The 23150-nt window shown below is 55.6% G+C and carries 25 protein-coding genes and 2 pseudogenes; 9 read left to right on the top strand and 18 right to left on the bottom strand.

Going from position 1 to position 23150, the window contains the following annotated elements; all coding sequences use genetic code 11:
- Positions 1-230: 230 nt before the first annotated feature.
- The 10 genes and pseudogenes from AAC622_RS05450 to AAC622_RS05405 all read right to left on the bottom strand — a co-directional run bounded on the left by AAC622_RS05450 (position 231) and on the right by AAC622_RS05405 (position 8340).
- Positions 231-1133, bottom strand: coding sequence for a LysR family transcriptional regulator (locus AAC622_RS05450; protein ID WP_340260726.1), 903 nt, complete (start codon positions 1131-1133; stop codon positions 231-233).
- A gap of 142 nt (positions 1134-1275) precedes the next feature.
- Entirely contained in the window at positions 1276-1890 is a 615-nt protein-coding gene (locus AAC622_RS05445) for a TetR/AcrR family transcriptional regulator (RefSeq protein WP_340260725.1), read from the bottom strand.
- Positions 1883-2773: pseudogene (gene ppk2 / locus AAC622_RS05440) on the bottom strand (polyphosphate kinase 2). Before ppk2 ends, AAC622_RS05445 begins: the two are co-directional and overlap by 8 nt.
- A gap of 57 nt (positions 2774-2830) precedes the next feature.
- A complete protein-coding gene (locus AAC622_RS05435; protein ID WP_340260724.1) occupies positions 2831-3778 on the bottom strand; it encodes a homoserine O-succinyltransferase in 948 nt (315 codons plus the stop codon).
- A 34-nt stretch (positions 3779-3812) separates the two neighbouring features.
- On the bottom strand, positions 3813-4685 hold the full coding sequence (locus tag AAC622_RS05430; protein ID WP_340261452.1) for an ATPase: 873 nt from the start codon (positions 4683-4685) through the stop codon (positions 3813-3815).
- A 314-nt stretch (positions 4686-4999) separates the two neighbouring features.
- Positions 5000-5653, bottom strand: coding sequence for an outer membrane protein transport protein (locus tag AAC622_RS05425; protein WP_340260722.1), 654 nt, complete (start codon positions 5651-5653; stop codon positions 5000-5002).
- A 9-nt stretch (positions 5654-5662) separates the two neighbouring features.
- Positions 5663-5911: a hypothetical protein gene (locus tag AAC622_RS05420; RefSeq protein WP_340260721.1), complete on the bottom strand. Its 249-nt coding sequence runs from the start codon at positions 5909-5911 to the stop codon at positions 5663-5665.
- 93 nt (positions 5912-6004) lie between these two features.
- The gene (locus tag AAC622_RS05415) at positions 6005-6901 is read right to left on the bottom strand and encodes a DMT family transporter (protein WP_340260720.1); all 897 of its coding nucleotides are present in this window, start codon (positions 6899-6901) and stop codon (positions 6005-6007) included.
- 87 nt (positions 6902-6988) lie between these two features.
- On the bottom strand, positions 6989-7801 hold the full coding sequence (gene mazG, locus AAC622_RS05410) for a nucleoside triphosphate pyrophosphohydrolase (protein WP_340260719.1): 813 nt from the start codon (positions 7799-7801) through the stop codon (positions 6989-6991).
- 11 nt (positions 7802-7812) lie between these two features.
- Positions 7813-8340 carry a flavin reductase family protein gene (locus tag AAC622_RS05405; RefSeq protein WP_340260718.1) on the bottom strand — a complete coding sequence of 176 codons (528 nt, stop codon included), beginning with the start codon at positions 8338-8340 and terminating at the stop codon, positions 7813-7815.
- Between the two features lie 136 nt (positions 8341-8476).
- Here AAC622_RS05405 and speB point away from each other — a divergent pair, with 136 nt between their 5' ends.
- The 5 genes from speB to ccmE are packed head-to-tail and all read left to right on the top strand — an operon-like array spanning position 8477 to position 12713.
- A complete protein-coding gene (gene speB / locus AAC622_RS05400) occupies positions 8477-9448 on the top strand; it encodes an agmatinase (RefSeq protein ID WP_340260717.1) in 972 nt (323 codons plus the stop codon).
- Positions 9445-10383, top strand: a complete 939-nt coding sequence (locus tag AAC622_RS05395; RefSeq protein ID WP_340260716.1) for a lysophospholipid acyltransferase family protein — start codon at positions 9445-9447, stop codon at positions 10381-10383. Before speB ends, AAC622_RS05395 begins: the two co-directional genes overlap by 4 nt.
- Positions 10364-11191, top strand: coding sequence for a glutamate racemase (locus AAC622_RS05390; protein ID WP_340260715.1), 828 nt, complete (start codon positions 10364-10366; stop codon positions 11189-11191). The genes AAC622_RS05395 and AAC622_RS05390 overlap by 20 nt, the downstream gene beginning before the upstream one ends.
- A gap of 10 nt (positions 11192-11201) precedes the next feature.
- Positions 11202-12230, top strand: coding sequence for an N-acetyl-gamma-glutamyl-phosphate reductase (argC, locus tag AAC622_RS05385; protein ID WP_340260713.1), 1029 nt, complete (start codon positions 11202-11204; stop codon positions 12228-12230).
- Positions 12231-12269: 39 nt separating this feature from the next.
- Entirely contained in the window at positions 12270-12713 is a 444-nt protein-coding gene (gene ccmE, locus AAC622_RS05380; RefSeq protein WP_340251321.1) for a cytochrome c maturation protein CcmE, read from the top strand.
- A gap of 8 nt (positions 12714-12721) precedes the next feature.
- Here ccmE and AAC622_RS05375 read toward each other — a convergent pair whose 3' ends face one another.
- Positions 12722-13051, bottom strand: a complete 330-nt coding sequence (locus AAC622_RS05375; protein WP_340260712.1) for a hypothetical protein — start codon at positions 13049-13051, stop codon at positions 12722-12724.
- 6 nt (positions 13052-13057) lie between these two features.
- Positions 13058-14641: a glutamine-hydrolyzing GMP synthase gene (guaA, locus tag AAC622_RS05370; RefSeq protein WP_340260711.1), complete on the bottom strand. Its 1584-nt coding sequence runs from the start codon at positions 14639-14641 to the stop codon at positions 13058-13060.
- A 173-nt stretch (positions 14642-14814) separates the two neighbouring features.
- Between guaA and AAC622_RS05365 the strand changes: the two genes are divergently transcribed.
- Positions 14815-16362, top strand: a complete 1548-nt coding sequence (locus AAC622_RS05365; RefSeq protein WP_340260710.1) for a trimethylamine methyltransferase family protein — start codon at positions 14815-14817, stop codon at positions 16360-16362.
- Here AAC622_RS05365 and AAC622_RS05360 read toward each other — a convergent pair.
- Positions 16317-16667: a DUF6477 family protein gene (locus AAC622_RS05360; RefSeq protein ID WP_340260709.1), complete on the bottom strand. Its 351-nt coding sequence runs from the start codon at positions 16665-16667 to the stop codon at positions 16317-16319. The two genes, AAC622_RS05365 and AAC622_RS05360, sit on opposite strands and share 46 nt — an antisense overlap.
- A gap of 190 nt (positions 16668-16857) precedes the next feature.
- Here AAC622_RS05360 and AAC622_RS05355 point away from each other — a divergent pair.
- Positions 16858-18021: pseudogene (locus tag AAC622_RS05355) on the top strand (DUF6456 domain-containing protein).
- Positions 18022-18097: 76 nt separating this feature from the next.
- Entirely contained in the window at positions 18098-19048 is a 951-nt protein-coding gene (gene lipA / locus AAC622_RS05350; protein WP_340260708.1) for a lipoyl synthase, read from the top strand.
- Here the strand turns inward: lipA and AAC622_RS05345 are convergent.
- From AAC622_RS05345 to hpt, 4 genes are all read right to left on the bottom strand, one after another.
- A complete protein-coding gene (locus AAC622_RS05345; RefSeq protein WP_340260707.1) occupies positions 19045-19977 on the bottom strand; it encodes a cytochrome c in 933 nt (310 codons plus the stop codon). The genes lipA and AAC622_RS05345 overlap by 4 nt on opposite strands.
- Complete coding sequence (locus AAC622_RS05340; RefSeq protein WP_340260706.1) at positions 19955-20422, bottom strand: c-type cytochrome; 468 nt, start codon at positions 20420-20422, stop codon at positions 19955-19957. Before AAC622_RS05340 ends, AAC622_RS05345 begins: the two co-directional genes overlap by 23 nt.
- A 185-nt stretch (positions 20423-20607) precedes the next feature.
- On the bottom strand, positions 20608-20769 hold the full coding sequence (locus AAC622_RS05335) for a hypothetical protein (protein WP_340260705.1): 162 nt from the start codon (positions 20767-20769) through the stop codon (positions 20608-20610).
- Between the two features lie 65 nt (positions 20770-20834).
- A complete protein-coding gene (hpt, locus tag AAC622_RS05330; RefSeq protein WP_340251307.1) occupies positions 20835-21371 on the bottom strand; it encodes a hypoxanthine phosphoribosyltransferase in 537 nt (178 codons plus the stop codon).
- Positions 21372-21449: 78 nt separating this feature from the next.
- Here hpt and AAC622_RS05325 point away from each other — a divergent pair, with 78 nt between their 5' ends.
- Complete coding sequence (locus AAC622_RS05325; protein WP_340260703.1) at positions 21450-21902, top strand: type II toxin-antitoxin system RatA family toxin; 453 nt, start codon at positions 21450-21452, stop codon at positions 21900-21902.
- A 48-nt stretch (positions 21903-21950) separates the two neighbouring features.
- Here AAC622_RS05325 and AAC622_RS05320 read toward each other — a convergent pair whose 3' ends face one another.
- On the bottom strand, positions 21951-23132 hold the full coding sequence (locus AAC622_RS05320) for an ammonium transporter (protein WP_340260702.1): 1182 nt from the start codon (positions 23130-23132) through the stop codon (positions 21951-21953).
- Positions 23133-23150: the final 18 nt, after the last annotated feature.

Below are 23150 nucleotides of genomic sequence, written 5' to 3'. Positions count from 1 at the left end.
AAAGCCGCATCTTGCGCTTTGGCCAAAAAAAAAGGCCGAGACAAGTCTCGGCCGAAGTCCAACAGGGAGGTAGTCATGACACTTTGTTCAAATGTCATCACTACTGCCCAATTAATGATCACTTTGCGAAGTATCAAGAAAAATCCCGCCACAAGAATGCAAACCCGCTATGCATGTGGCGCATATCACACAGGGTCATGGCGGAAATGTCACGCAGGAGTTCGGGCCGTTTAGACGCTTCCGTCCCGTTCTTTGCGGCGATGTGCGATGATTTCTTCGGTCACAAATTCGCGGAAGGCCTCGATGCGTTTGGACTGCCGCAGTTCTTCGGGATAGGCAAGGAAAACCGGCACATCATTGCTTTCGACATTGTCGAGAACGCGCACCAAATTGGGAAAGTCTTGCGTCAGGTAATCGGGCAAAACCCCAATGCCAAGGTGATGGATGACGCCCTGCAGCACCCCGAAATAGTTATTTACAGTCAAGAAGCTGCCAATTTCATAAGACATCAGCTGACGCACCAAAAGCGCACCTGAGGAGACCTGTGCCGCCGTTGCATTCTGACTGATCAGGCGATGGTCGCGTAAATCCTCAAGTGTTTGGGGAACGCCGTTTTGTTCGAGATATTGGGGCGAAGCGTAAAGACGCATGCGAATATTCATCAAACGCTTGCGAATGAGATCCGCTTGGCTGGGTTCCTTCATGCGGATGGCCACATCGGCCTCGCGCATTGGCAAATCCAGCACCCGTTCCTCAAGCATCAAATCGATCTTGAGATTAGGATATTTTTCATAAAGCGCGGGCAGGCGCGGTGCCAACCATAGCGAGCCAAAGCCGATGGTGGTGGTCACGCGCAATTCACCAAAGACCTCTTCTTCGCTGTCGCGAATGCGGGCGGCGGCGGCATCAAGGCGCTTTGCCATATGGCGCGTGGCATCAAAGAGCAATTCGCCCTGTTCGGTCAGAATCAAACCGCGCGCGTGACGATGGAACAGGGTTGCGTTTAATTCGTCTTCTAAGGATCGAATTTGGCGCGACACCGCCGATTGGCTGAGATGCAACACGTCCCCCGCATGGGTCAAACTGCCTGCATCCGCCACGGCGTGAAAGATCCGTAAACGATCCCAATCCATTACATTCATCCTGCGCGCATATCCAAGTATTTGGACTATAAGGGTTTTCTTGCATTCCTTAAAGGGAGATCGTCACATTTGTGTAAATTTTACAGGCCAGTGCCATTTTTTTGGCACTGCGTGACGTCTCCTGTGTCCTGCGCTAACAGTCTTTGTCGAGCAGGCCAAGACCGCGCAGATAAATCCCGATCCCTGCCTCAAGAAGGTCTTCAGCGGGGAAGGGAGCATTGCCGCCTTCGCGACCGCGCGCAAAGAGTTCAACAACCCCGTGGCTCATGGCCCAGATATGTGCGGTAAACATGGATGCAGGCGGGCGTCTGTCGGCGGGCAATTGTGCGCTAAGAGCCTCGGCGGCCCGTTCCAAAATCGCGCGGGATCTTTCTGATGCACGGGCCAAATCAGGATGGGCATTGGCCGAAAGGCCGCTTTCAAACATGGCCATGTAGTGACCGGGATAAGATTGCGCAAACCGCAAATAAGCGCGGCCCGTGGCCTCGAATGCGGCCAGAGGGGCGGATTTGCTATTGAACGCTGCCTCTATCGCCTCGCGAAAGATCGCGTGACCTTGCAAGGCGGCCTCGGTGATCAATTCTTCACGGCCTTGAAAATGGCGATACACGGCGGCAGGGGTCACGCCCGCATCTTTAGCCGCCTCGGCCAAGGTGAAACCTGCGGGGCCTTTCTCGGTGATCAACCGCAAAGCGGCCTCAACCAAGGCTTGACGCAAATTGCCGTGATGATAGCCCTGTTTACGCATTGTCCCCTTGATCTGTCCAAGCCTCAGGCCCGCCACTTATGGCAGGATCGGGGGCGGACGCAAGGTTGGGGTCTTTTTCTGGATACTCATACTGGCTTAGAATCTGTCGGATCACCGCCAAACGCGCGCGGCGTTTATCATCAGCACGGATCACATGCCACGGCGCTGTCGCGGTATGGGTGCGGGTCAGGGTTTCGCGGATCGCGGCGCTGTATTCGTGCCATTTCGCCAGACCATCGACATCGATACGCGACAGTTTCCAATGTTCGAGCGGGTCATTCTCACGCGCCAAAAAGCGGCGCAGTTGTTCGGCACGGCCCAGATTGAGCCAAATTTTCGTCAGGCTGATCCCATCCTCAAGCAGCATATCCTCGAACCGTGGGGCTTGGGCAAAAAAGGCCTCGCGTTGCGCGGGCGTGCAAAACCCAAACACATGTTCCACAACGCCCCGATTATACCATGAGCGATCAAAGAGCCGAATTTGCCCGCGGCTTGGCAGATGCTGGATGTAGCGCTGAAAATACCATTGCCCCACCTCGGTTTCGCTGGGTTTCGACAAGGCCACAATTTGCGCCACCCGCGGATTTAGGTTTTCCATGACGCGCGCAATCGCGCCGCCCTTGCCCGCTGCATCGCGCCCCTCAAAAATCACGGCAATCCCTTGCCCTCTTTCGCGCACCCATGCGTGAAATTTTGCCAGTTCGATTTGCAATGCGGTCATTTCAGCCATCTAGAGACTATTTTCCATCCGCGCAGCATAGGGGTAGGTCGGATCAAGAATGTCGGAAATCTCGGCTGTCTTGAGGGCCGCGCGGATCGCCTCGGGCGCATCGTCTTCAAAATAGCGCGTAATTGCGCCATCAAATGGTTTTCTATTAATCATGGCCAATTTCCCAGTGCAGTCTGGGTTGAATATAGGGGCGCATCCTGCGCCCGTCTATCACCGCCGCAGATCGGTGCTGTCTTGACCAATGCGCGCCATATTAAAGGGTGTCGTCAGGTAGATTTCCGAAATCCAATTGCCGAATAGAAGATGGGCATGGCTGCGCCAGCGGTTGAGCGGTTTTTGGCTTGGATCATCATGGGGGAAGTAATTGACGGGCAGGGCGATACTGGCCCCGTCCACCTGAACATTCCCCAGATCACGTTGATATTCTTCGGCCAAGGTTGTGCTGTCATATTCAAGATGGTTGAAGATATAGAGCGCGCGATGTGCGCTATCTTCGACCAAGGCAGGGCCCACCTCGGGACTGTCGAGTAACACGGGCAGGCCCGCTGCCTCGATCTCGGGGCGGCGCATTTCCGTCCAACGGCTGACGGGCATCACCAAATCATCGGAGAACCCGCGCAAATAGGGGCTGTCCGATTGCAGATTGCGATGCCGATAGCACCCGAATTGCTTTGCGGGCAGCATATGTTTTTTGACGCCGTGGAAATAATTGATCATCGCCATCCCGCCCCAGCAAATGCCAAAGGTGGAATGGACATTGGTTTGCGTCCATTCGAAGATTTCGCACAGCTCAGACCAATAGGTCACATCTTCGAAATCCAGATGCTCAATCGGCGCGCCTGTGATGATCAGACCATCAAATTTTTGCTCGCGCACATCACGAAATGGCTTATAAAATTCGGCCATATGTTCCGTGGCGGTGTTCTTTGTTTCATGTTCGCTCATGCGGATCAGCGAGAATTCCGTCTGCAACGGCGATGCGCCAATCAGGCGGGCAAATTGCGTCTCGGTCTGAATTTTCTTAGGCATCAGGTTCAAAAGCCCAATTTTCAATGGCCGAATATCTTGGCTTTCTGCCGCGCTGCGCCCCATGACCATCACCCCCTCATCCCGAAGGATGGAGAATGCAGGCAGGCTGGTTGGCAGGGTTATCGGCATTTGGTGATCCGTATCTTCAGCGCGAAAAGGGGATTTAGGTGATCTCGCCGCGCGCCTCAAGGGCTGTGGCGATCAAAGCAATCACATCTTGTGCATCGGACACACGCGCGACATCCTCGGCGCTGACCCTCAGGCCCCAGTTCTTCGCCATATCGCGATAGAGCGGCGCGCGATGATGCAAGGCTGCCGCATAGGTGTTGCGGATAAAATCATCTGGATTGACCGCATCGGGCGACAGCCCCGTTTCGGCCAAATAGTCAGCCCATCGCGCATTCAGAAATTGCGGCTGGTAATACATGGGCTTTGGCGCACGGGTGAAGCGGCGGATCAATTCCTCGGTATGATCTTCGCTCCCTTCAATCCAAATCATCAGGCAATTATGCGCAAGCGTGCGCAGCACTTCGTCTTGCAGGTCGTTGGGGTCAACAACCTCACAAATAGAGCCGCCCGTGTCGCAGACGAAATTGGCATATCCATAAAGGTCGCGCGCACGGCTGATAAAGCTGGGCGTGTCCAAAAGGGCGTTGATCTCAGCGCGCCGATGTAGCGCCTGACGGCGCATATATTCTTCAAACCCGACCCCACCCTTGGCAGGATCACCAGGTTTTCCGAGGAAGGTAGAGAGCGGCGCGAGGTTGTTAAACGTGATGTTTGAGCCGATAAAAATAGAATCCGACTTCAGCAAATCTGCCAGAAACGGCACTTGCATTGCCTGACGTTTGAGATTGTCGACAATATGCTCGCCCATATAGGCGGTGCCAATGCGGTAATCGATGGAATAGTGGAACCAATCCCCAGCATCGCGTAGCAAATTGGCAAGCCGTGTCTTGCCAAGGCCTGACATCCCGAAAAAAAGAACCTGTTTTTGCGCCGCTGCACGCCAATCGCTTGCGGATTTATAAAGCATTTCCATAGGGCCTGCCGCCTTTGCCAAAGCCTTGTTTTGGCAGGTCTATCCCGAAAACCTGCCAGATTCCAATGGCGATTTTGCGCGCGGCCTTAAAAGCGATGGCTGAGACGGATCGTGACAAGCCTTGCCCTGTTTCCGTTGAACCGCGCAAAGGGAGTGGTTCCAAGCCATGTTGTTGTGTCGTCAAATCGCACATCAGAGAGGGCAAACCCGATGGCCGCATTGCCGCGCGTATATTCGGCCCCAAGCGTGAAGGCGCGTAGGCCATCAACAGGGGCAAGGTTGCTTGATAGGCCGCCCGTTTGCGGTTCTTACGAATACAGGGCCGATATACCCCATTCCTCGCTTAGGCGATGCTTTACGCCCAGATCATAGCGCATGACATCATCGCGATAGGTGACCAATGCCCCTGAGGGATAGAGGTTTGGCCTGATCTCAAATCCCCCCCAACGGCTTTGTTGAATGCGGCCAAAAAGGGCGGTGTTGCTCGCAATGCCCTGTTGAAAATCAAGGCTGAGGGTTGCGGGCATCTCAACGCCAAACCGCGTGTCGCTGAGGGCAGGGGTCGCGCCTGCCGCGCCCAATACCCGCCCCTCTTGGCCTGAAAACGTCAAATCAATCGGGCTGGTATAGCTAAGGGCTAGACGGGTGCCGAATTCAGGGCGGCTATAGGCAAGCCCCAGAACATAACCAAAGCCTGTATCGCTTTCGCCATCAAAGCGGTAGGAAAAGACATTCGGCAAGCCTGCATTCAGCGAAACGTAAATATCACCATCCGATTGCAACAGGCGCAGACCACCAAAAGCAAAGGCGTTTTGGCCGATGTCATAGGATAAAAGCGCCGTGATCGCACGGCTTTCCAATGTGGCAGTGGTGCCGTTCAGCGGATAGCCCGCCGCATTATAGGCGGTGTTGGCAGCATAGGGGGTGGTGATTTGCAAGGCCACGCCCATGCGATCACCCAAATCTTGCGTTTATCCCAAACCTAGCGTGGTGCGGTTTTGCAGGACATTTTGTGCGCCCACGTTTGGCGTGGCGATAAGTGCGCCTGACACAGTAATATTGCGGCGCTGTGCGCTGATGTCGGCATAACCGCCATCCTCGAACAGGATGAGAGGTGAGAATGTGGTTTGATCTGGGCCCCCTGCATGGGCGACTTGGCCAATGCAAAGGCTGCATAAAAGTGAATAAACGGGTGCAAGCAACCAACGCTTACGGGTCATGATGGGTGTCCCTCCTACAATGATCCCCCTTGGTGATCATTAAGCGCAAGCACACCCTTCTTGTATATATAAAAAATGCTTAAAAAGTTACATTTAGCTGGTGACGGAATTGCGGCGTTCTAGCCGCGCGGCGCCTGCAATATTGAGGTAATTCGCCCCGAAAATAAGGGCTGCCCCCAAAAGCACCATGGCGTCAAGGGGTTCGGCATAGAGCATGACCCCAATCAGTGCGATCACAGGCAGGCGCACAAAATCCAGTGGCATCACCACCGAGGCGGGCGCGACACTGAGGGCGGATGTCAGGCAAAAATGCGCCACGAGCCCCGCAAAGCCGATCAAAACAATCCACGCTACATTGCCCCCTGTCGGCAAGGCCATATCCCCATCGGCAAGGCTGCACACCAGTCCAAAGACCAGTTGCATGATCGTGAGATAAAACATGATGCAGGTGATGGTTTGGCTCTGCGTCAGGCGCTTGGTGAAAATCGCGGTGCTGGCAAAACAAAGCGCCGCCGCTGCGGCAATGATCATTCCTGCAGAGGGGGGCGCCACCCAAGGGCGCACGACAAGCAAGATGCCAATGAACCCCACAACCGCGACAAATAGCTTGAGCCGCGTCAAACGCTCGCCCAAAAACAGGGCAGCCAAAAGCATGACCCAAAGCGGCGAGGTGAATTCAAGCGCGAAGACCTGCGCAAGTGGGATCACAGTAATCGCGTAAAACCAAAGGTTTTGCCCTGCAAAATGAAAGATATTGCGCCCCATATGCATCGGCAGCTTGTCGCGTTTGACCTCGCCCCATTTACCAAAGACCGTGGCAAGGATCGCAACCACCACAACCCCCACAGCCGAGCGATAGGTCATGATCTCGAATGTGTCCAATTCAAAGGAGACAGCGCGCCCTGCGATGGCCATCAGAGTAAAGGCGACAATTGCCCCCGTCATCCAGAGCGCCGCCAATGCGGGGCGCTGTTGGTTTGCTTGGCTCATCAGTGCACGCTTTCCTAGGTCAGGCGCCCCAAAATCGCGCCAAGGCAGGAAGGTAACCAAAATCACAGGCTTGGCAAGATGGCGGCGTTACAGCCCCTGGGTCTTGGCCTCTTGCCACAGGGCTTCCATCTCTTCGAGGTTGGACTGATCTGCGCTGCGACCAACAGCCCGAAGTGCTTTTTCTATATAATTGAAACGGCGGGTAAATTTTTCATTCGCTTTGCGCAAGGCCGTTTCAGGGTCGACCTTGAGATGGCGCGCCAGATTGGCCATCACAAACAGCAAATCCCCCATTTCTTCGGCAATTTTCTCTTGGGGGAGGGTCGCGCGCGCCTCGGCCAATTCGGCGGATTCTTCGGCGATTTTATCGATCACCTGATCTATCTGTGGCCAATCAAACCCCACGCGTGCTGCCCGTTTTTGTAGTTTTTCCGCCCGCATCAAGGCGGGCAAGCCGAGTGCGACATCGGCCAAAACCCACGTTTTCGCACGGGCGGCGCGCTCGCGGGCCTTGATCTTTTCCCAATCTTCGACCTGTTGGTCTGCCGATTTGTCGCGATTTCCTGCACCAAACACATGCGGGTGGCGCGCGACCATCTTGTCGGAAATGTCGCGCAGAACATCGTCAAAGGTGAAATACCCTGCCTCTTCCGCCATTTGCGCGTGATAGACCGATTGCAGAACCAAATCCCCCAATTCGCCGCGCAATTCGCCCCATGAACGGCGCGAGATTGCATCGGCCACCTCATAGGCCTCCTCAATCGTGTAGGGGGCGATGCTGTCGAAATCTTGCTCGATATCCCAAGGGCAGCCCGCCTCTGGGTCGCGCAAGGCGCGCATGATCTCGAGAAGGCGGGCCATAGAGCCGCCGCCATTTTCAATCAGATCACGATCATACATGGCGCATCCCTTTATTTGGTTTCGGGCGCAAGAGCGCGAAAGCGGCGTTTGTGGTAAATCAGCGGGTCGGCCTGATCGGATAGGGTCACGGCGCGCACTACGCCGAAAATCACATGATGCGTCCCGATGGTGTCTGATTTCAAAATGGTGCAATCAAAGGCGGCCAAAGCATCTGAGAAAACGGGCGCGCCCGTTGCAAGTGGGGCATAGGCAACCCTGTCAAAGCGCGCAGCCCCTGTGAGGCCATGCCGGCCTGCAAAAATTTCTGCCGTTTGATCAGATCCTTGGCCGAGGATATTGATGCAAAATACGCCATTTTCCAGAATGATAGGCAACGATGTCGAGTTGGCATGAACGCAAATCAACATGGTTGGGCCATCGGCTTGGGTGTCTGGGTCTGCAGAAACAGAACTCATGGCCGAGACGGTCAAGCCCCCCAAACCTGCAACGCCATCGGTGCTGACCACGCAGACGGAATTCGCGCAAAGGCTCATCGCGTCAATAAAATCTTGGCGCAATTTATCGGTCTGCTCGGTCATCTGCCCATCCTTTTTGATCTTTGGGCAAGATCTAGTCGAATTTCACCCTTGAGGCCAGTCGCCGCGGCGGGTTTGGCTTGAGTTTTTCCCAAAGCTGGAACAGAACGGATCAGGGACAGTAAGGGAGAGGCGCAAAATGGCGCTGGAAGATGCCAAAAGCCAAATTGATCTGGCCATTACGGCGGGATCGTTCAAAGGTCTTGCATTTGAGAATGCGTTTTCTGGGGTGTCTTCTTTTTTGCGCCGCAAACTGTCTAAAGACCTATCGGGGGTGGACTTGGCTATTACAGGCATTCCCTTTGATCAGGCGGTGACGCATCGCGCAGGCACCCGATTTGGCCCGCGCGCCATCCGCGCTGCCTCAAGTTTGCAACCTTTTGATCCGCCCTTTGGGTGGGATGGTTTCTCGCCGCTTAAGCAATTTGCGATTGCCGATTACGGCGATATGGCACTGGATTATGCGCAACCCGCGCAGACGCCCGCCGCAATTGAGGCGCATATTGCGGGCATTTTGGCCCAAGGGGCGAATGTCATCAGCTTGGGCGGGGATCATTCGATCACCCTGCCGATTTTGCGCGCCCATGTGGCCAAATTCGGGCCCGTGGCCTTGCTGCAATTTGATGCCCATACCGACACATGGCCTGATGATGCGCCTGCGCGGGTGGATCATGGAACCTTCTGCTACAAGGCGGTGAAGGAAGGTTTGATTGATGTTCAGCGGTCAATCCATGTGGGTATTCGCACCGTGGTGGACGACAATCTGGGCATCGAAATCATCAGTGCCCAAGATGTGGCGCGGCGCGGTGTGGCGGATGTGGTTTCAGCGATCCGCACGCGGCTTGGTGATGCGCCTGTCTATCTTTCCTTTGACATTGATGCGCTTGATCCGGCCTATGCCCCGGGAACAGGCACGCCTGTTTGGGGGGGCTTGAGCAGCCGTGAGGTGGCCTTGATCCTGCGCGGATTGGCGGGGATTAACCTAATCGGCGGCGATGTGGTTGAGGTTTCCCCCCCCTATGACACGGGCGAGATCACGGCGGTGGCTGCCGCCCATGTTGCGTTAGAGCTGATCTGCCTTTGGGGTTGGCCAAAGCGGGGGCATGGATGACAGAACATCCCCGCAAATTAAAGCGTTATCAGGTGGCGCGTGATATCACCTATGCGACCTCGGCGCAGACCCGAATGGGGCGTGCGGTGATCCGTTTGTTGGAAAACACGACAGGGCGCCTGTCCTTGATCCGCCGTGCCGAAGGCTATGAGGATCAAGTGGCGGCAGGTCATGATTTTTGGCAGGTGATCTGCGATCGCTACGGCCTGAAGATCAAGTATCACGGGGCAGGGCTCGAGGGCATCCCCGAGGCGGGGCCACTGATTTTGATTGCGAACCATCCGTTTGGCATTTTGGATGGGTTGATTATGGGGCATATCCTATCCCAGCGCCGGGGCGGGGATTTTCGCATTCTCGCGCATCAGATTTTCCGCAAGGCCCCCGATCTTGAGCGGATCATTCTGCCCGTCTCCTTCGATGAAACCAAAGAGGCGGTTGCGCAAAACATCACCACACGCAAGGCCGCGTTTTCCTATTTGGATCAAGGGGGCGCGATTGGCATTTTTCCTGGCGGCACAGTTTCGACTGCGGCCAAGCCTTTTGGCGTTCCGATGGATCCAGATTGGCGGGTCTTTACCGCGCGCATGGTCGCGCGTTCAGGCGCAACCGTGATCCCGATTTTCTTTGAAGGGCAGAATTCGCGTCTTTTCCAGATCATGAGCCATATCCATGTCACCTTGCGTATGGGGTTGCTGATCCGTGAATTTCGCAAACGGATGAAAGTGCCGCTTGAGGTGACAGTGGGCAGGCCAATTTCGCGGCAAGATATGGCAGCTCATCTGGACAATCCGCCCGCATTGATGGATTTTCTACGCAGCGAAACCTATCGCTTGAGCCAAACGCCGATTGACCCTCGCTTGCGCGGGTTTGAATTTGATCAAAAGCGTCTCGCCAAGCGGCATGAAAGGCAGGAAGATGGCGGTCGGCATATTTGACTCAGGCCTTGGTGGGCTGACAGTGTTGGATGCGGTCACGCGGCGATTGCTCGATTTGCCGTTGGTATATTTTGGCGATAACGCGCACACGCCCTATGGGGTGCGGGATGCAGAAGATATTTACCACCTGACCACGCGCGGGGTGCAATGCCTGTTTGATCAAGGCTGTGATCTGGTCATTTTAGCCTGTAACACCGCCTCTGCGGCCGCGTTGCGGCGGATGCAGGAGGGGTGGGTTCCGAAAGACAAGCGCGTCCTTGGTGTGTTTGTCCCCCTGATTGAGGCACTGACCGAGCGGCAATGGGGGGATAACTCGCCCCCCCGCGAAGTTGCGGTAAAACATGTGGCGCTTTTTGCCACGCCTGCAACTGTCTCAAGCCGCGCGTTTCAACGTGAATTGGCCTTTCGCGCCATTGGTGTTGATGTCGAAGCACAGCCCTGTGGCGGCTTGGTGGATGCGATTGAGATGGGCGATATGATCTTGGCTGAGGCGATGGTGCGCAGCCATGTTGAGGCGCTGTTGCGCCGTATGCCGCGCCCCGAGGCGGCCATTTTGGGCTGCACCCATTACCCGCTGGTTGAAGAGCATTTCCGCACTGCCCTTGGCCCTGATGTGGCGGTATACAGCCAGCCCAATCTGGTTGCCGAAAGTTTGGCCGATTATCTGACCCGCCGCCCTGAAATGGCAGGTGCGGGGGCCGTGACGAAGTTTTTGACAACGGGCGACCCGCAAAAAGTATCGAACAAGGCCACACAGTTTTTGCGCCGCAAGATTGCCTTTGAACAGGCAGAGCTTCCTGATGCATGAAAGAGATGGAATGACAAAGAATATCGCGATCCTAGGGGCCTCTGGATATACGGGCGCGGAATTGGTGCGGCTGATCCATGTGCATGGGGGCATGCGCATCGTGGCCCTGTCAGGCGAGCGCAAGGCGGGCATGGCGATGGGGGATGTGTTTCCCTTTTTGCGTCATTTAGATTTGCCCGTCCTTCAGAAAATTGAAGAAATTGATTTCACGAATATTGATCTGGCCTTTTGCGCGCTGCCCCATGCGACCTCGCAGGCGGTGATCAAAGACCTGCCGCGCAATTTGAAAATTGTGGATCTCTCCGCGGATTTTCGTCTGCGCGACCCTGTGGCCTATGAAAAATGGTATGGCCAGCCCCATGCCGCCCCAGAATTGCAGACCGAAGCGGTCTATGGTCTGACTGAATTTTACCGTGATGAGATATCAGCGGCGCGCCTTGTCGCAGGCACGGGCTGCAACGCGGCCACGGGGCAATATGCCTTGCGGCCTTTGATTTCGGCGGGGCTGATTGATCTTGATGAGATCATCATTAACATGGTGGTTGGCGTGTCGGGGGCAGGGCGCAGCCTAAAAGAGAACCTGCTTCATGCTGAACTCTCGGAAGGCACAAACCCCTATGGGGTAGGCGGCACGCATCGCCATTTGGGGGAATTTGATCAAGAATTCTCAGCCCTCGCAGGGCGCAAGGTTGAGGTGCAATTTACCCCCCATCTCGCCCCGTTTAACCGCGGGATCTTGGCCACGGTCTATGTCAAAGGCGAGGCTGAGGCGATTTACGACACATTGGCCGCAACCTATGCATCTGAGGCTTTCGTGCACGTGCTACCCTTTGGCGCAGCCTCGTCAACGCATGATGTGCGCGGCTCGAACCATGCCTATATAGGGGTGGCAAAGGATCGGCGCGCGGGCCGCGCGATTGTTTTTGCCGCGCTTGATAACCTGTGCAAAGGGTCATCGGGTCAAGCGTTGCAAAACGCCAATCTGATGCTTGGGTTTGACGAAAAGCAAGGGTTAGAAAACCTCGCGCTTTTCCCATGACCTCGCGTGACGGCGTGATGGAATGATAGGTGTAAGACGATGCAAACATTGAAAAAAAGACGCCGTATTCAGATTGTTATGCTGGCCGTGTTTTGCCTGGTCGGCATGACCGCGCTGGTTGGGTATGGGTTTCGTGATGGCATCAATTTCTTCATGCCGCCCGCCGAGGTGGCCGAAAACCCGCCCGCAGCGAATAAAACCTTCCGCATCGGCGGCCTTGTGGAGGAGGGGACATTGCGCCGCGGCCAAGGGGCGACCATCACCTTCAACGTCACCGATGGCGCGGCCTCCATCCCTGTGTCTTACACGGGTGTTCTGCCAGATTTGTTTGGCGAGGGCGAAGGCATGGTTGGCACAGGCCGCCTGATTGATGGCGTGTTTGAAGCAACCGAAATCCTCGCCCGCCATGATGAGACCTATATGCCCGAAGAAGTGATTGACGCTCTTAAAGAGCAGGGTGTTTACGTGGCGCCTGAGAGTTGAGGGACAATTTAGACGTCACGCGCCTTTGCGTCATATTCGGTCAAAGCTGCGTCCCATGTCGGAATAATATCGGCCTCATATCCATGCACCTTGCCCGTATCAATTTGGGCGAACACCCTCATGGATTTAAGATGCGCAGGTGATCTGCGATAGGCCATCATATCGGCTTTGCTGTCCCACACGGTCAAGGTATGATGCACACCTTGGCGGATTTTCGTGCCGACAAAGCGCGCGCCTTTGGCCGTTTGCGCGGCGCGAACGGCGGGGATTGCCAAGGCCCAAAACCTGATCCAACTGATCATGCCTTTGGTTTTCAGACCTGTGACAGATACATACATCGCGCCTCACTCCCACTCAATCGTTCCGGGCGGTTTTGAGGTGATGTCATAGGTCACGCGGTTGATGCCCTTGACCTCGTTGATGATGCGGGTGGCGGTTTCGCCCAAGAAATCATGGCTAAACGGGTAATAATCCGCCGTCATCCCATCAACTGATGTCACCGCACGCAGGGCGCAGGCATAATCATAGGTGCGGCCATCGCCCATCACACCCACGGTGCGCACGGGCAGGATCGCCACAAAGGCCTGCCAAATCTCGTCATAAAGCCCATGCTTGCGGATTTGGTCGATATAAACCGCATCGGCCTTGCGCAGGATTTCTAGCTTTTCGCGGGTGATCTCGCCGGGGCAACGGATCGCAAGACCAGGCCCGGGGAAGGGGTGGCGGCCGATGAAATGTGCGGGCAGACCCAGTTCACGACCCAAGGCGCGCACCTCGTCCTTGAACAATTCGCGCAAGGGTTCGACCAGTTTCAGCCCCATCTTTTCGGGCAGGCCACCCACATTGTGATGGCTTTTGATCGTGACGCTTGGCCCGCCAGAAAAGCTTACGCTTTCAATGACATCAGGGTAAAGCGTGCCCTGCGCCAAAAAGGAGGCGCCTTCGATGCTATCGGCATATTTCTGGAACACATCAATAAATAATTTGCCGATGGTTTTGCGCTTCACCTCGGGGTCACTGACCCCTTCGAGTGCACCAAGGAACAAATCCTGTTCTTTCGCGTGGATCACGGACAGGTTCATGTGGTCGCGGAACATCGTGACCACTTCCTCAGCCTCGCCCATGCGCAGCAGGCCATGATCCACAAAGACGCAAGTGAGCTGATCGCCAATGGCCTCATGGATGAGGGCCGCAGCGACCGAACTATCAACCCCGCCTGACAGGCCGCAAATCACCTTAGCATCGCCGACCTGTTCGCGAATGGCGGCGACCGCTTGGTCACGATAGCCCGCCATTGTCCAATCGCCGCGGAAACCTGCGATGGAGAGAAAATTCTTATAGAGCTGCGCGCCATTGGGGGTGTGATGCACCTCGGGGTGGAATTGCACCGCGTAAAAACGGCGGTTCACATCGGCGGTGATCGCAAAAGGCGCGCCTGGGGATGTGCCAAGCACTTCGAACCCATCGGCAATTTTGCTAACATGGTCGCCGTGGCTCATCCAAACCTGTTCGCGGCCATCTTCCGCGCTGAACCATCCATCCACAAAATCTGATTGGGCGGTGGTTTTGGTCACATAGGCGCGTCCAAATTCGGCGGTGGCGTGTTCGCCTGCCTCAACCTCGCCACCCAGATCCTGCATCATCACCTGCTGGCCATAGCAGATGCCCATGATCGGCACGCCCAGATCATACACGGCGCGCGGCGGGCGCGGGGATCCTTCGCGCATCACCGAATCTGGCCCGCCCGAGAAAATCACCGCCTTGGGGTCGAATTCCGCCAAAAACGCGGCATCGACATTTTGATAGGGGTGAATTTCGCAATACACATTTTGCTCGCGCAGGCGGCGGGCAATCAGTTGCGTCACTTGGCTGCCGAAATCAATGATCAGAAGCCGCTCATGGGATTGGGCAATGGGTTCTATCGTCATATGCTTCGCATAGGCGAGGCTTTGCGCGCGCGCAAGAGCGCGAATGTCGCTTTCCCCTCGCAAATGGCGCAAATCGCCATCGCCCCCATTGTTTCGCAAGATAAAAGCGGCAACACACCTGCCCCGCAATTTTTGCGGGATTCAAATTTATGTCACTTCGAGAGGGCAAAATCATGAGCGAAGCAGCAGCAGATCGACGTCGGGGCAGAGGGGGTGGCGGAGCCGCCCGCCGTGCGGAGCGCAGCGCACCCAAACTTGAAGCGGCGAAATATATCGAACGCAAAATCCCCAATCTCGAAATCCTCTCGGACGAGGCGCTGGAGATCATCGAGGCGAATGCGGAAACTGTTCTCGAAGAGATCGGTGTCAATTTCGTGGAAAATCCCGAGGCGCTGAAGCGATGGAAAGATGTGGGGGCCGATGTCAACGGCGAGCGTGTGCGTTTTCCCAAGGGACTGCTGCGCAGCCTGATTAAAACCGCGCCGTCCTCGTTTATCCAACACGCCCGTAACCCAGAGCGCAGTGTTGAGATCGGCGGCAAATCTTTGGTGCTTGCCCCTGTTTATGGCCCTCCCTTTGTTTGGGACAGTGTCGGCGGCCGCCGTTATGCGACTATGGCTGATTTTCAGAAATTCGTGAAACTGGGCTATATGTCGAAATGGCTGCACCATTCGGGTGGCACAGTGTGCGAACCAACGGATATTCCCGTTAACAAGCGCCATTTTGATATGCTTTATGCGCATATGAGCCTGAGTGATAAGCCCTTTATGGGGTCGGTCACCGAACCATCGCGGGCGCAAGACTCGGTTGATATGTGCAAAATTCTGTTCGGCGAAGACTTCGCGACCAATAACACGGTCATGACATCGCTGATCAATATCAATTCCCCGCTGACTTTCGATGCAACCATGATGGGCGCATTGGAGGTTTATGCCGCGAATAATCAGGCTTGCATCGTCTCGCCCTTTATCGTGGGGGGCGCGATGGCGCCTGTTTCGGTTATGGGCACGCTGACCCAAGTGTTGGCCGAGGTGATGGTGGCTGTTGCCTATAGCCAAATGATCCGCAAAGGCGCGCCTGTGATATTCGGGGCCTTTGTGACATCAATTGATATGAATTCAGGCGCACCGACATTTGGCACGCCAGAGGCTGCGCAAATCACCTATGGTGCAGGGCAATTGGCGCGGCGTTTGAACTTACCTTACCGCTCGGCGGGGTCGTTTAACGGCTCAAAATTGCCCGATGCGCAGGCAGCCTATGAATCATCGAATTCGCTGAATATGGGTTTGCTGTCAGGCGTGAATTTCATGCTGCATGCTTGTGGTTGGCTTGAGGGCGGCTTGGCCGCAAGCCCTGAGAAATTCGTGCTTGATGCGGATCAGCTTGGCGTGTTGCACCATCTGGCGGCGGGTGTGCCGATTGACGAGAATGCCCAAGCGATGGATGCGTTGCGCGAGGTTGGCCCGGGCGGGCATTTCTTGGGCTGTGCGCATACACAGGCGAATTTCAAAACCGCCTTCTGGAAAACCAATGTGCTTGATTACAAGCCCTATGAAACATGGGTTGATGAGGGCAGCCGTGACAGCGTGGCCTTGGCGGCTGCGCGGGTGGACAAAATGCTGTCTGAATATGTCCAGCCCGCGCTAGACCCTGCGGTTGACGAGGCCCTCAAGGCCTATATCGCGCGACGCAAATCTGAGATGCCAGACGCCTTTATCTGAGCGTCTAGGTCACTGGATCTTTCGCCGCCCCATGCCACAAGCTTGGGGCGGTTTTCTTTTGCGACAGTCGCATCTGTGCTTTTGCGCTCAGCCAGTTGGATCAGCGCGGCAAGGGTCGTGATATGTTGGGTGGGCGAGTACTGGGCAGCCCCGCTCAGGCGCGCAGTATTGAGGGCTTCTTCGCGTGGCAAAAGATCTTGGCTTGATTGGCGCAAGGGTTTTTGACCTGCGGCGGCAAAGCGCGCCGCACGCACAAGAGAAGGCGGGCGGCGCATATCTTGAAGGGTGGTCATCAAATCAGCCATGGGGAGGGGTCTTTCTCTGATAAAGATTTACCCCCCAAGAATGCACTCGCATATCAAAGGCTTGCAGAATTTCGCGCACAGCGCGCGCGCGGCCCGTTTTTCTTTACGAAATTTAGAGAGTTTTCCCTATATTCGCAAAAATTAACCCTTCAGTAACCCTTTGCAGGAAATCTTAAACAACTTGACCGCTATGGTTGTTTTATCTGGGGGGGCTCCGTTCATGACTAATGATGATCTGACCTATCAAATTGATCTTCCCGACCCAGATCGGCTGACGGAGTTTTCTGACCCAGTGCAGCACTACATTTGCCACGTTCATTACGGGCTGACCTTCACCAAAATCGCCGCGGCCTATCACAGCCATCCCAGCACGATATTGCGCCATGTGCGCCAAATCGAAGATGCCCGTGATGATCCGCTTTTAGATCAGGCTTTGGCTGATCTCGATGATCCCCTCCCTCCCAAGGATGTTGTTCCCATGCCCTCAATTCCGAATGCTCATGCGCCAAAGCAGGTGCTAAAATCTTCCCCTAATAGCGATAGCGAGGCGCGGCGTATCTTGCGCCGTCTTTGCGAGAAAGACGCGGTTTTGGTTTTGGCTCAAGATATGGATCGCGCGGTTGTTTTGCGCCCGAACCTTGAAGGGGGGCAAACCCGCACGGCGGTGATGGATCGCAGCCACGCGCAATGTTTTGTGCTGAAGGATTGGATATGCGCTACGCGCAAGGGGAGGGTGGCCTCCTATCGGATTACGCCAACGGGGCGTTTGGCCTTGAAACGCCTGATCGAAGAAGACCGCCGCCGCCGCAAATCGGATGGGGATTTGGGGCACGGGCCAAATGTCTTTGCCGCGCAGCATGCTGATTATGGCATCAAGCGCGAAAATTTTGCCAATGGCAGCCATGCGCAGATGCGCGTTAACCTTAACGAGTCCCCCCTGTCAGGCTTGGCGCGGCGCAAGGGCGCCGATGGCAAGCCGTTTCTGAGCGCGCCTTTGGTGCAGGCTGCTGAACGCCTGCGCGAAGATTTTGAGCGCGCTTAATTGGGGCCGCGCGTGGCGCAAAATTGGGATCGGTTTTTGACCTCGGCAGATCGCGGCGTGTTTGGCGATGGTGGGATCGGCGAAGGGCCTACCGCCACGCGCAAACGTGTTTTGGATGCCATGGAACATTTAGGGCCGGGTCTGTCTGATGTGGTGATGCGGGTCTGCTGTTTCCTTGAGGGGATGGAATCGGCCGAGCGCCGTTTGGGATGGTCGGCGCGGTCGGGAAAGGTTGTTCTGAAGATTGGGCTGCAACGCCTTTTGGAATTTTATCAAACGCATCACGGCTTGGTGCCCGCTATGATCGACTGAGGCAATGTGATCTGCGGGGTTACAATCGTGTAGCAAAGGGATTAAATTACCCCCGCAACGTCACGGAGCCAGACCCATGCGCGACCTTAAATTGCCCGAGCAACGCCACCCAGAAAAGGCGCATCGCCCCGATCAGGCACAGCCGAAAAAACCCTCTTGGATTCGGGTGAAGGCCCCTGTTGGGGAAGGCTATAAGGCCACGCATAAAATCATGCGTGAGCATAAATTGACCACCGTTTGCGAGGAGGCGGGATGCCCCAATGTCGGCGAATGTTGGAGCCAAGGTCACGCCACGATGATGATTATGGGCGAGGTTTGCACCCGTGCCTGCACGTTTTGCAATATCGCAACCGGTAAGCCGCCCGAGGCCTTGGATGTCTTCGAACCGGGCCGCGTGGCCGATGCGGTTAAGAAACTTGGCCTGAACCACGTTGTCATCACTTCGGTCGATCGCGATGACATTGAGAATGGTGGGGCAGAACATTTTGCCCAGACCATTCGCGCTATTCGCCGTCAATCCCCTGACACGACCATCGAGATCCTGACCCCCGATTTTTTGAAATGCGACCCAAGTGTTTTGGAAATCGTGGTGCGTGCAAAGCCCGATGTGTTCAATCATAACCTCGAAACTGTGCCGGGTCTTTACCCTGAGGTGCGCCCTGGCGCGCGCTATTTCCATAGCCTGCGCCTGCTGCAGCGGGTCAAGGAGATGGATCCGACAATGTTCACCAAATCTGGTATCATGGTTGGCCTTGGGGAAGACCGCCAAGCCGTGTTGCAGGTGATGGATGACATGCGGGCCGCCGATATCGACTTTTTGACCATTGGCCAATATCTGCAGCCAACCCCGAAACATCACGCGGTGGATCGTTTTGTGACGCCAGAGGAATTCAAGGCCTATGAAAAGGCGGCCTTTGGCAAAGGGTTCTTGATGGTTTCGGCCACGCCTTTGACGCGGTCTAGCTATCATGCGGGCGATGATTTTGCCCGCCTCAAAGCGGCGCGTTTGGCAAAATTAGGCGCTTAAGGCAATTCTTTGAGATATTGCGCAATTGCGGCCCTATCATCGGGCTGCAGCATGGCCATGTTTCGGATAACATCGACCATATGGCCGCCTGCGCTGTCAAAGCTTGGGGTGAAGCCATCATTGAGATAGGCTGCGATCTCATCCTTTGACCATGTCAATTCGTCTGGGGTGAGGGGGGGGATGCGCCCCTGTCCCGAAGGGTTTGGCGCACCTCTAAGCCACGCGCCATGATCCACTGCGCCAAGCGCGCCGCGGGAGGTGTGGCATTCACCGCAATGCGCGAGGGCCTCAACCAAATAACGGCCCCGCAGGGCCTCGTCACTCATGGGGGCGGTGACCGCATATCCTTGCTCAAGATAGAGGGCCTGCCAGAAAAATAGGGCGGGGCGGATGTTGAAGGGAAAGGTCAGATCATGGTCGCGCGACAGGCTTGGGTCGGCGGGCAGGCTTTGCAGATAGCCATATAGATCAGCCATATCTTGGGGGTCAGCCATTCGATAAGCTTTGTAAGGAAAGGCAGGATAAAGAGGCAAACCATTCGGCCCGCGGCCATGTTGCATGGCGCGTAAGAACTGCGCCATTGTCCAATCGCCTATGCCTGCAGTCGCATCAGAGCTGATATTTGGCGCGTAAAATGTGCCAAAATCCGTTTCAAAGGCGCGCCCACCTGCCAAGATCAACCTCGCCTCACCCTTGGCCCCGTTTGCCGCGTGGCATGAGGCACATCCCCCCGCCCAAAACACACGCGCGCCATTCTCTAGATTGGGGTCAGCGAGGGCCGCCATGGTGCTTGCCGTGATTGGGCTGCGCGGAAAGACCGCCCATATCAAAAGAAACCCGCCAAAAGCGGCCAAACTGGCGCTGAGGATCAGTTTCTTCCACATGGGCGGCCCCGTATCCTGTGTCTTATTGGGGCTGGCGATAGGCATCGTGGCAGGCGCCGCAGCTGCCCCCCACAGGGCCAAGCGCCGCTTGCATTGCCTCAAGGCCATTGCCGGCAGCGGCCTGTAACCCTGTCGCGGCTGTGCCAAAGGCCGCCCATTTTGCAAGAAAATCATCCTGATTTTCCCAAATGGCAGGCAAGGCGCGATTGGTCGTCGCGGCCATCATGTCGCTGCCTTCGGGCCAGTTAAAGGCTTGGTTCAATTGCGAAATTGCCGCCAGATTATCTGCCGCAATTTGCGCCTGTGCAGCATCATAGTCGACTGTGCCGCGCGCCATACCGCCCAAAACCCCAATATTCAGGGCCATAATCTTGAACTGCCCCTGACGCGCACCAATCGCCCCTTCATTGGCAAAAGCAGGCAGGCCCGCCACAGCAAGAGCAGCAGCCATTAGGGTGGATTTAATCGTGAAACTTGCAGAAAACGTCATGTGAAACCCTCCGTTTCATGCGGGATTGTTAATCGGTCGTCCTAAATGACCCGTCCAGCACCAGGTCACCACCAACAGTATTGCGACATCCAAGCACGAATGGCGCGAAATTTATATTCTAATTTTGCACAAGACCTGTGCCATAGCGCGCTAAGGTCACAAGATTGTGAGAGACATAGCCCCCCTTAGCGCGGGGGTAAGGTTAGGGCATCGGGCCAAAACCCCAATCGCTCGGCAATAAAGATTGCAAATACAATCGCGAAAATCACCAATAGGCGCTTCACCTGCCGCGCCGAGGGCGGGTTTCGCGCCCATTTGGCCGCCCGCATCAACCATATTGGCCCCATCTTACACCCCCAAGACCGATTTAGCCCCTGTCATATGGGGGCAGATCTCCTTGGCTGCAATTGGCTTAGGTGAACCGCACGGCGCCGATATAGGGCAAATTGCGATTTCGTTGCGCGTAATCAATGCCATAGCCCACAACAAAATGATCGGGAATTTCGAACCCCGTCCATGTGGCGCTGATGTCCACCTCGCGGCGCACGGGTTTATCCAAAAGTGCGATGGTTTCCAACCGCTTCGGATCGCGCGATTTTAACAGCGACAGAACATGGCTCAGGGTAAACCCCGTATCCACGATATCCTCGACAACCAACACATCGCGCCCCCCGATTTCGCCGCGCAAATCCTTGAGAATCCGCACCTCCCGCGAGGAGGTCATTTCATTCCCGTAGGAAGACGCCTCTAAGAAATCGACTTCAACAGGCAAGTTCAATTCGCGCAACAGATCCGCGATAAACATGAATGATCCGCGCAAAAGCCCCACAACCACCAGCTTATCGGTATCCTCAAATCGCGCTTCAATCTCGCGTGCCAATTCCTCGATCCGCGCGGCAATGGCCTTGGCCGAGATTAAAACGTCAATTTCATAGGGGCGATCTGTCATTTTCTTGCGCTCATTACCTTGAATTCTGCCGCCATATCTAAGACATCACAAGGTGCAAAGAAAGATGAAAGGCTGTCTATGCCCTCCCATTCCGAGACGCGCACGCTGCCCTATCGCGCCCATGAGATCTATGATCTTGTGGCGGATGTGGCGCGCTATCCTGAATTCATCCCTTGGGCCGTGGCCGCACGCGTGCGCAGTGTGACAGATCAGGGCGACCATCGCGAAATGTTGGCGGATTTAATCGTGGGTTTTAAGATGTTCCGCGAAAAATTTGGCAGCCGCGTACGCCTGTTCGATGCAGAAATGCGGATTGAAACCGCCTATATTGATGGGCCTTTTAACCACATGATTTCCAATTGGCGCATGCGTGATTTGCCCGAGAGCGGGTGTGAGGTCAGCTTTGATGTGGATTTCGAATTCAAAAACCGCCTGCTGCAAGGGGCGGCAGGCATGTTTTTCCATGAGGCGATGACGCGGATTGTGCGCGCCTTTGAGGCCCGCGCAGAGGCGTTATATGGGAAAAAATAAAAAGCGGGCCTGACAGCCCGCTTTCATGTCATCAGGTAAATCCTTGATTTAGCTGCTCATATCATAGGCGCGTTCACCATGGACGCTGAGATCAAGGCCATTTACCTCGGTCTCTGCATCCACGCGCAGCGGCGTGATCATGCCAACCAGTTTTACAAGGGCCACGGTCAAGACGATGGTGTATGCGCCCACCACCGCCAAGGCACCCAGCTGCGCCACCCATGCACCCTGTCCAAAGACGGCGATCATGATGGTGCCGAAAATCCCGCCCACACCATGCACAGCGAAGACATCCAATGTGTCGTCAATCTTGACCTTATTGCGGATCAAATTCACCGCCTCTTGGCAAAGAATGCCTGCAATTGTCCCGATGATCAGCGCCGCCACAGGCCCGACAAAGCCAGAGGCCGGGGTGATAGAGGCCAAACCTGCAATCGTGCCCGTGACGACACCCACAAGCGAGGTCTTGCCGTATTTCACGCGCTCCCAGAGCCCCCAGCTGAGCGAGGCTGCTGCGGCAGAAATATGCGTGACCGTCAGCGCCATTGCCGCGCCGCCATCCGCCGCTAGCTGACTGCCGCCGTTAAAGCCGAACCAACCCACCCACAGCATCGCGGCCCCGATCATCACAAAACCTGGATTATGGGGGGGCGTGGTTTGATTTTTCCGCACGCCCAAGAAAATTGCGATCACCAAAGCCGCAAGGCCTGCGGTTTCATGCACCACAATCCCGCCCGCGAAATCGCGCACGCCTGTCTCGCCAAAGATGCCACCATCCGACATCATGCCGCCGCCCCAGATCCAGTGCACGACAGGCGCATAAACGATCAGCATCCAAAGCGCAGAAAACAAAAGCACAAAGCCAAATCCAACCCGTTCCACATAGGCGCCCACAATCAAGGCGGGCGTGATAATGGCAAAGGTCATTTGGAACGCAAAAAACAGGATTTCCGGCAGGCTGCCAGACAGGCTATCTGCGGTGACCCCGTTGAGAAATGCCTTGTCCAATCCGCCCCAAAATCCTGATGTGCCAGATCCAAAGGCGATGGAGTAGCCAAAAGCGAGCCATAAAATCGACATCAAACAGGCGATTGCGTAGCAATGCATAAACACGCTGAGCACGTTACGCGCACGCACCAACCCCCCATAGAAAAGCGCCAAGCCTGGCAAGGTCATGAATAGAACCAACGCTGTGGCGACTATGATCCACGCTGTATCGGCAGCATTCATTGCATCGTCCCTTCTTTT

This window comes from Roseobacter sp. HKCCA0882, assembly GCF_037805225.1.
Classification (GTDB): Bacteria; Pseudomonadota; Alphaproteobacteria; order Rhodobacterales; family Rhodobacteraceae; genus M30B80.
The sequence above is the reverse complement of the archived record's forward strand: the minus strand, read 5'-3'. Positions and strand labels throughout refer to the sequence as shown.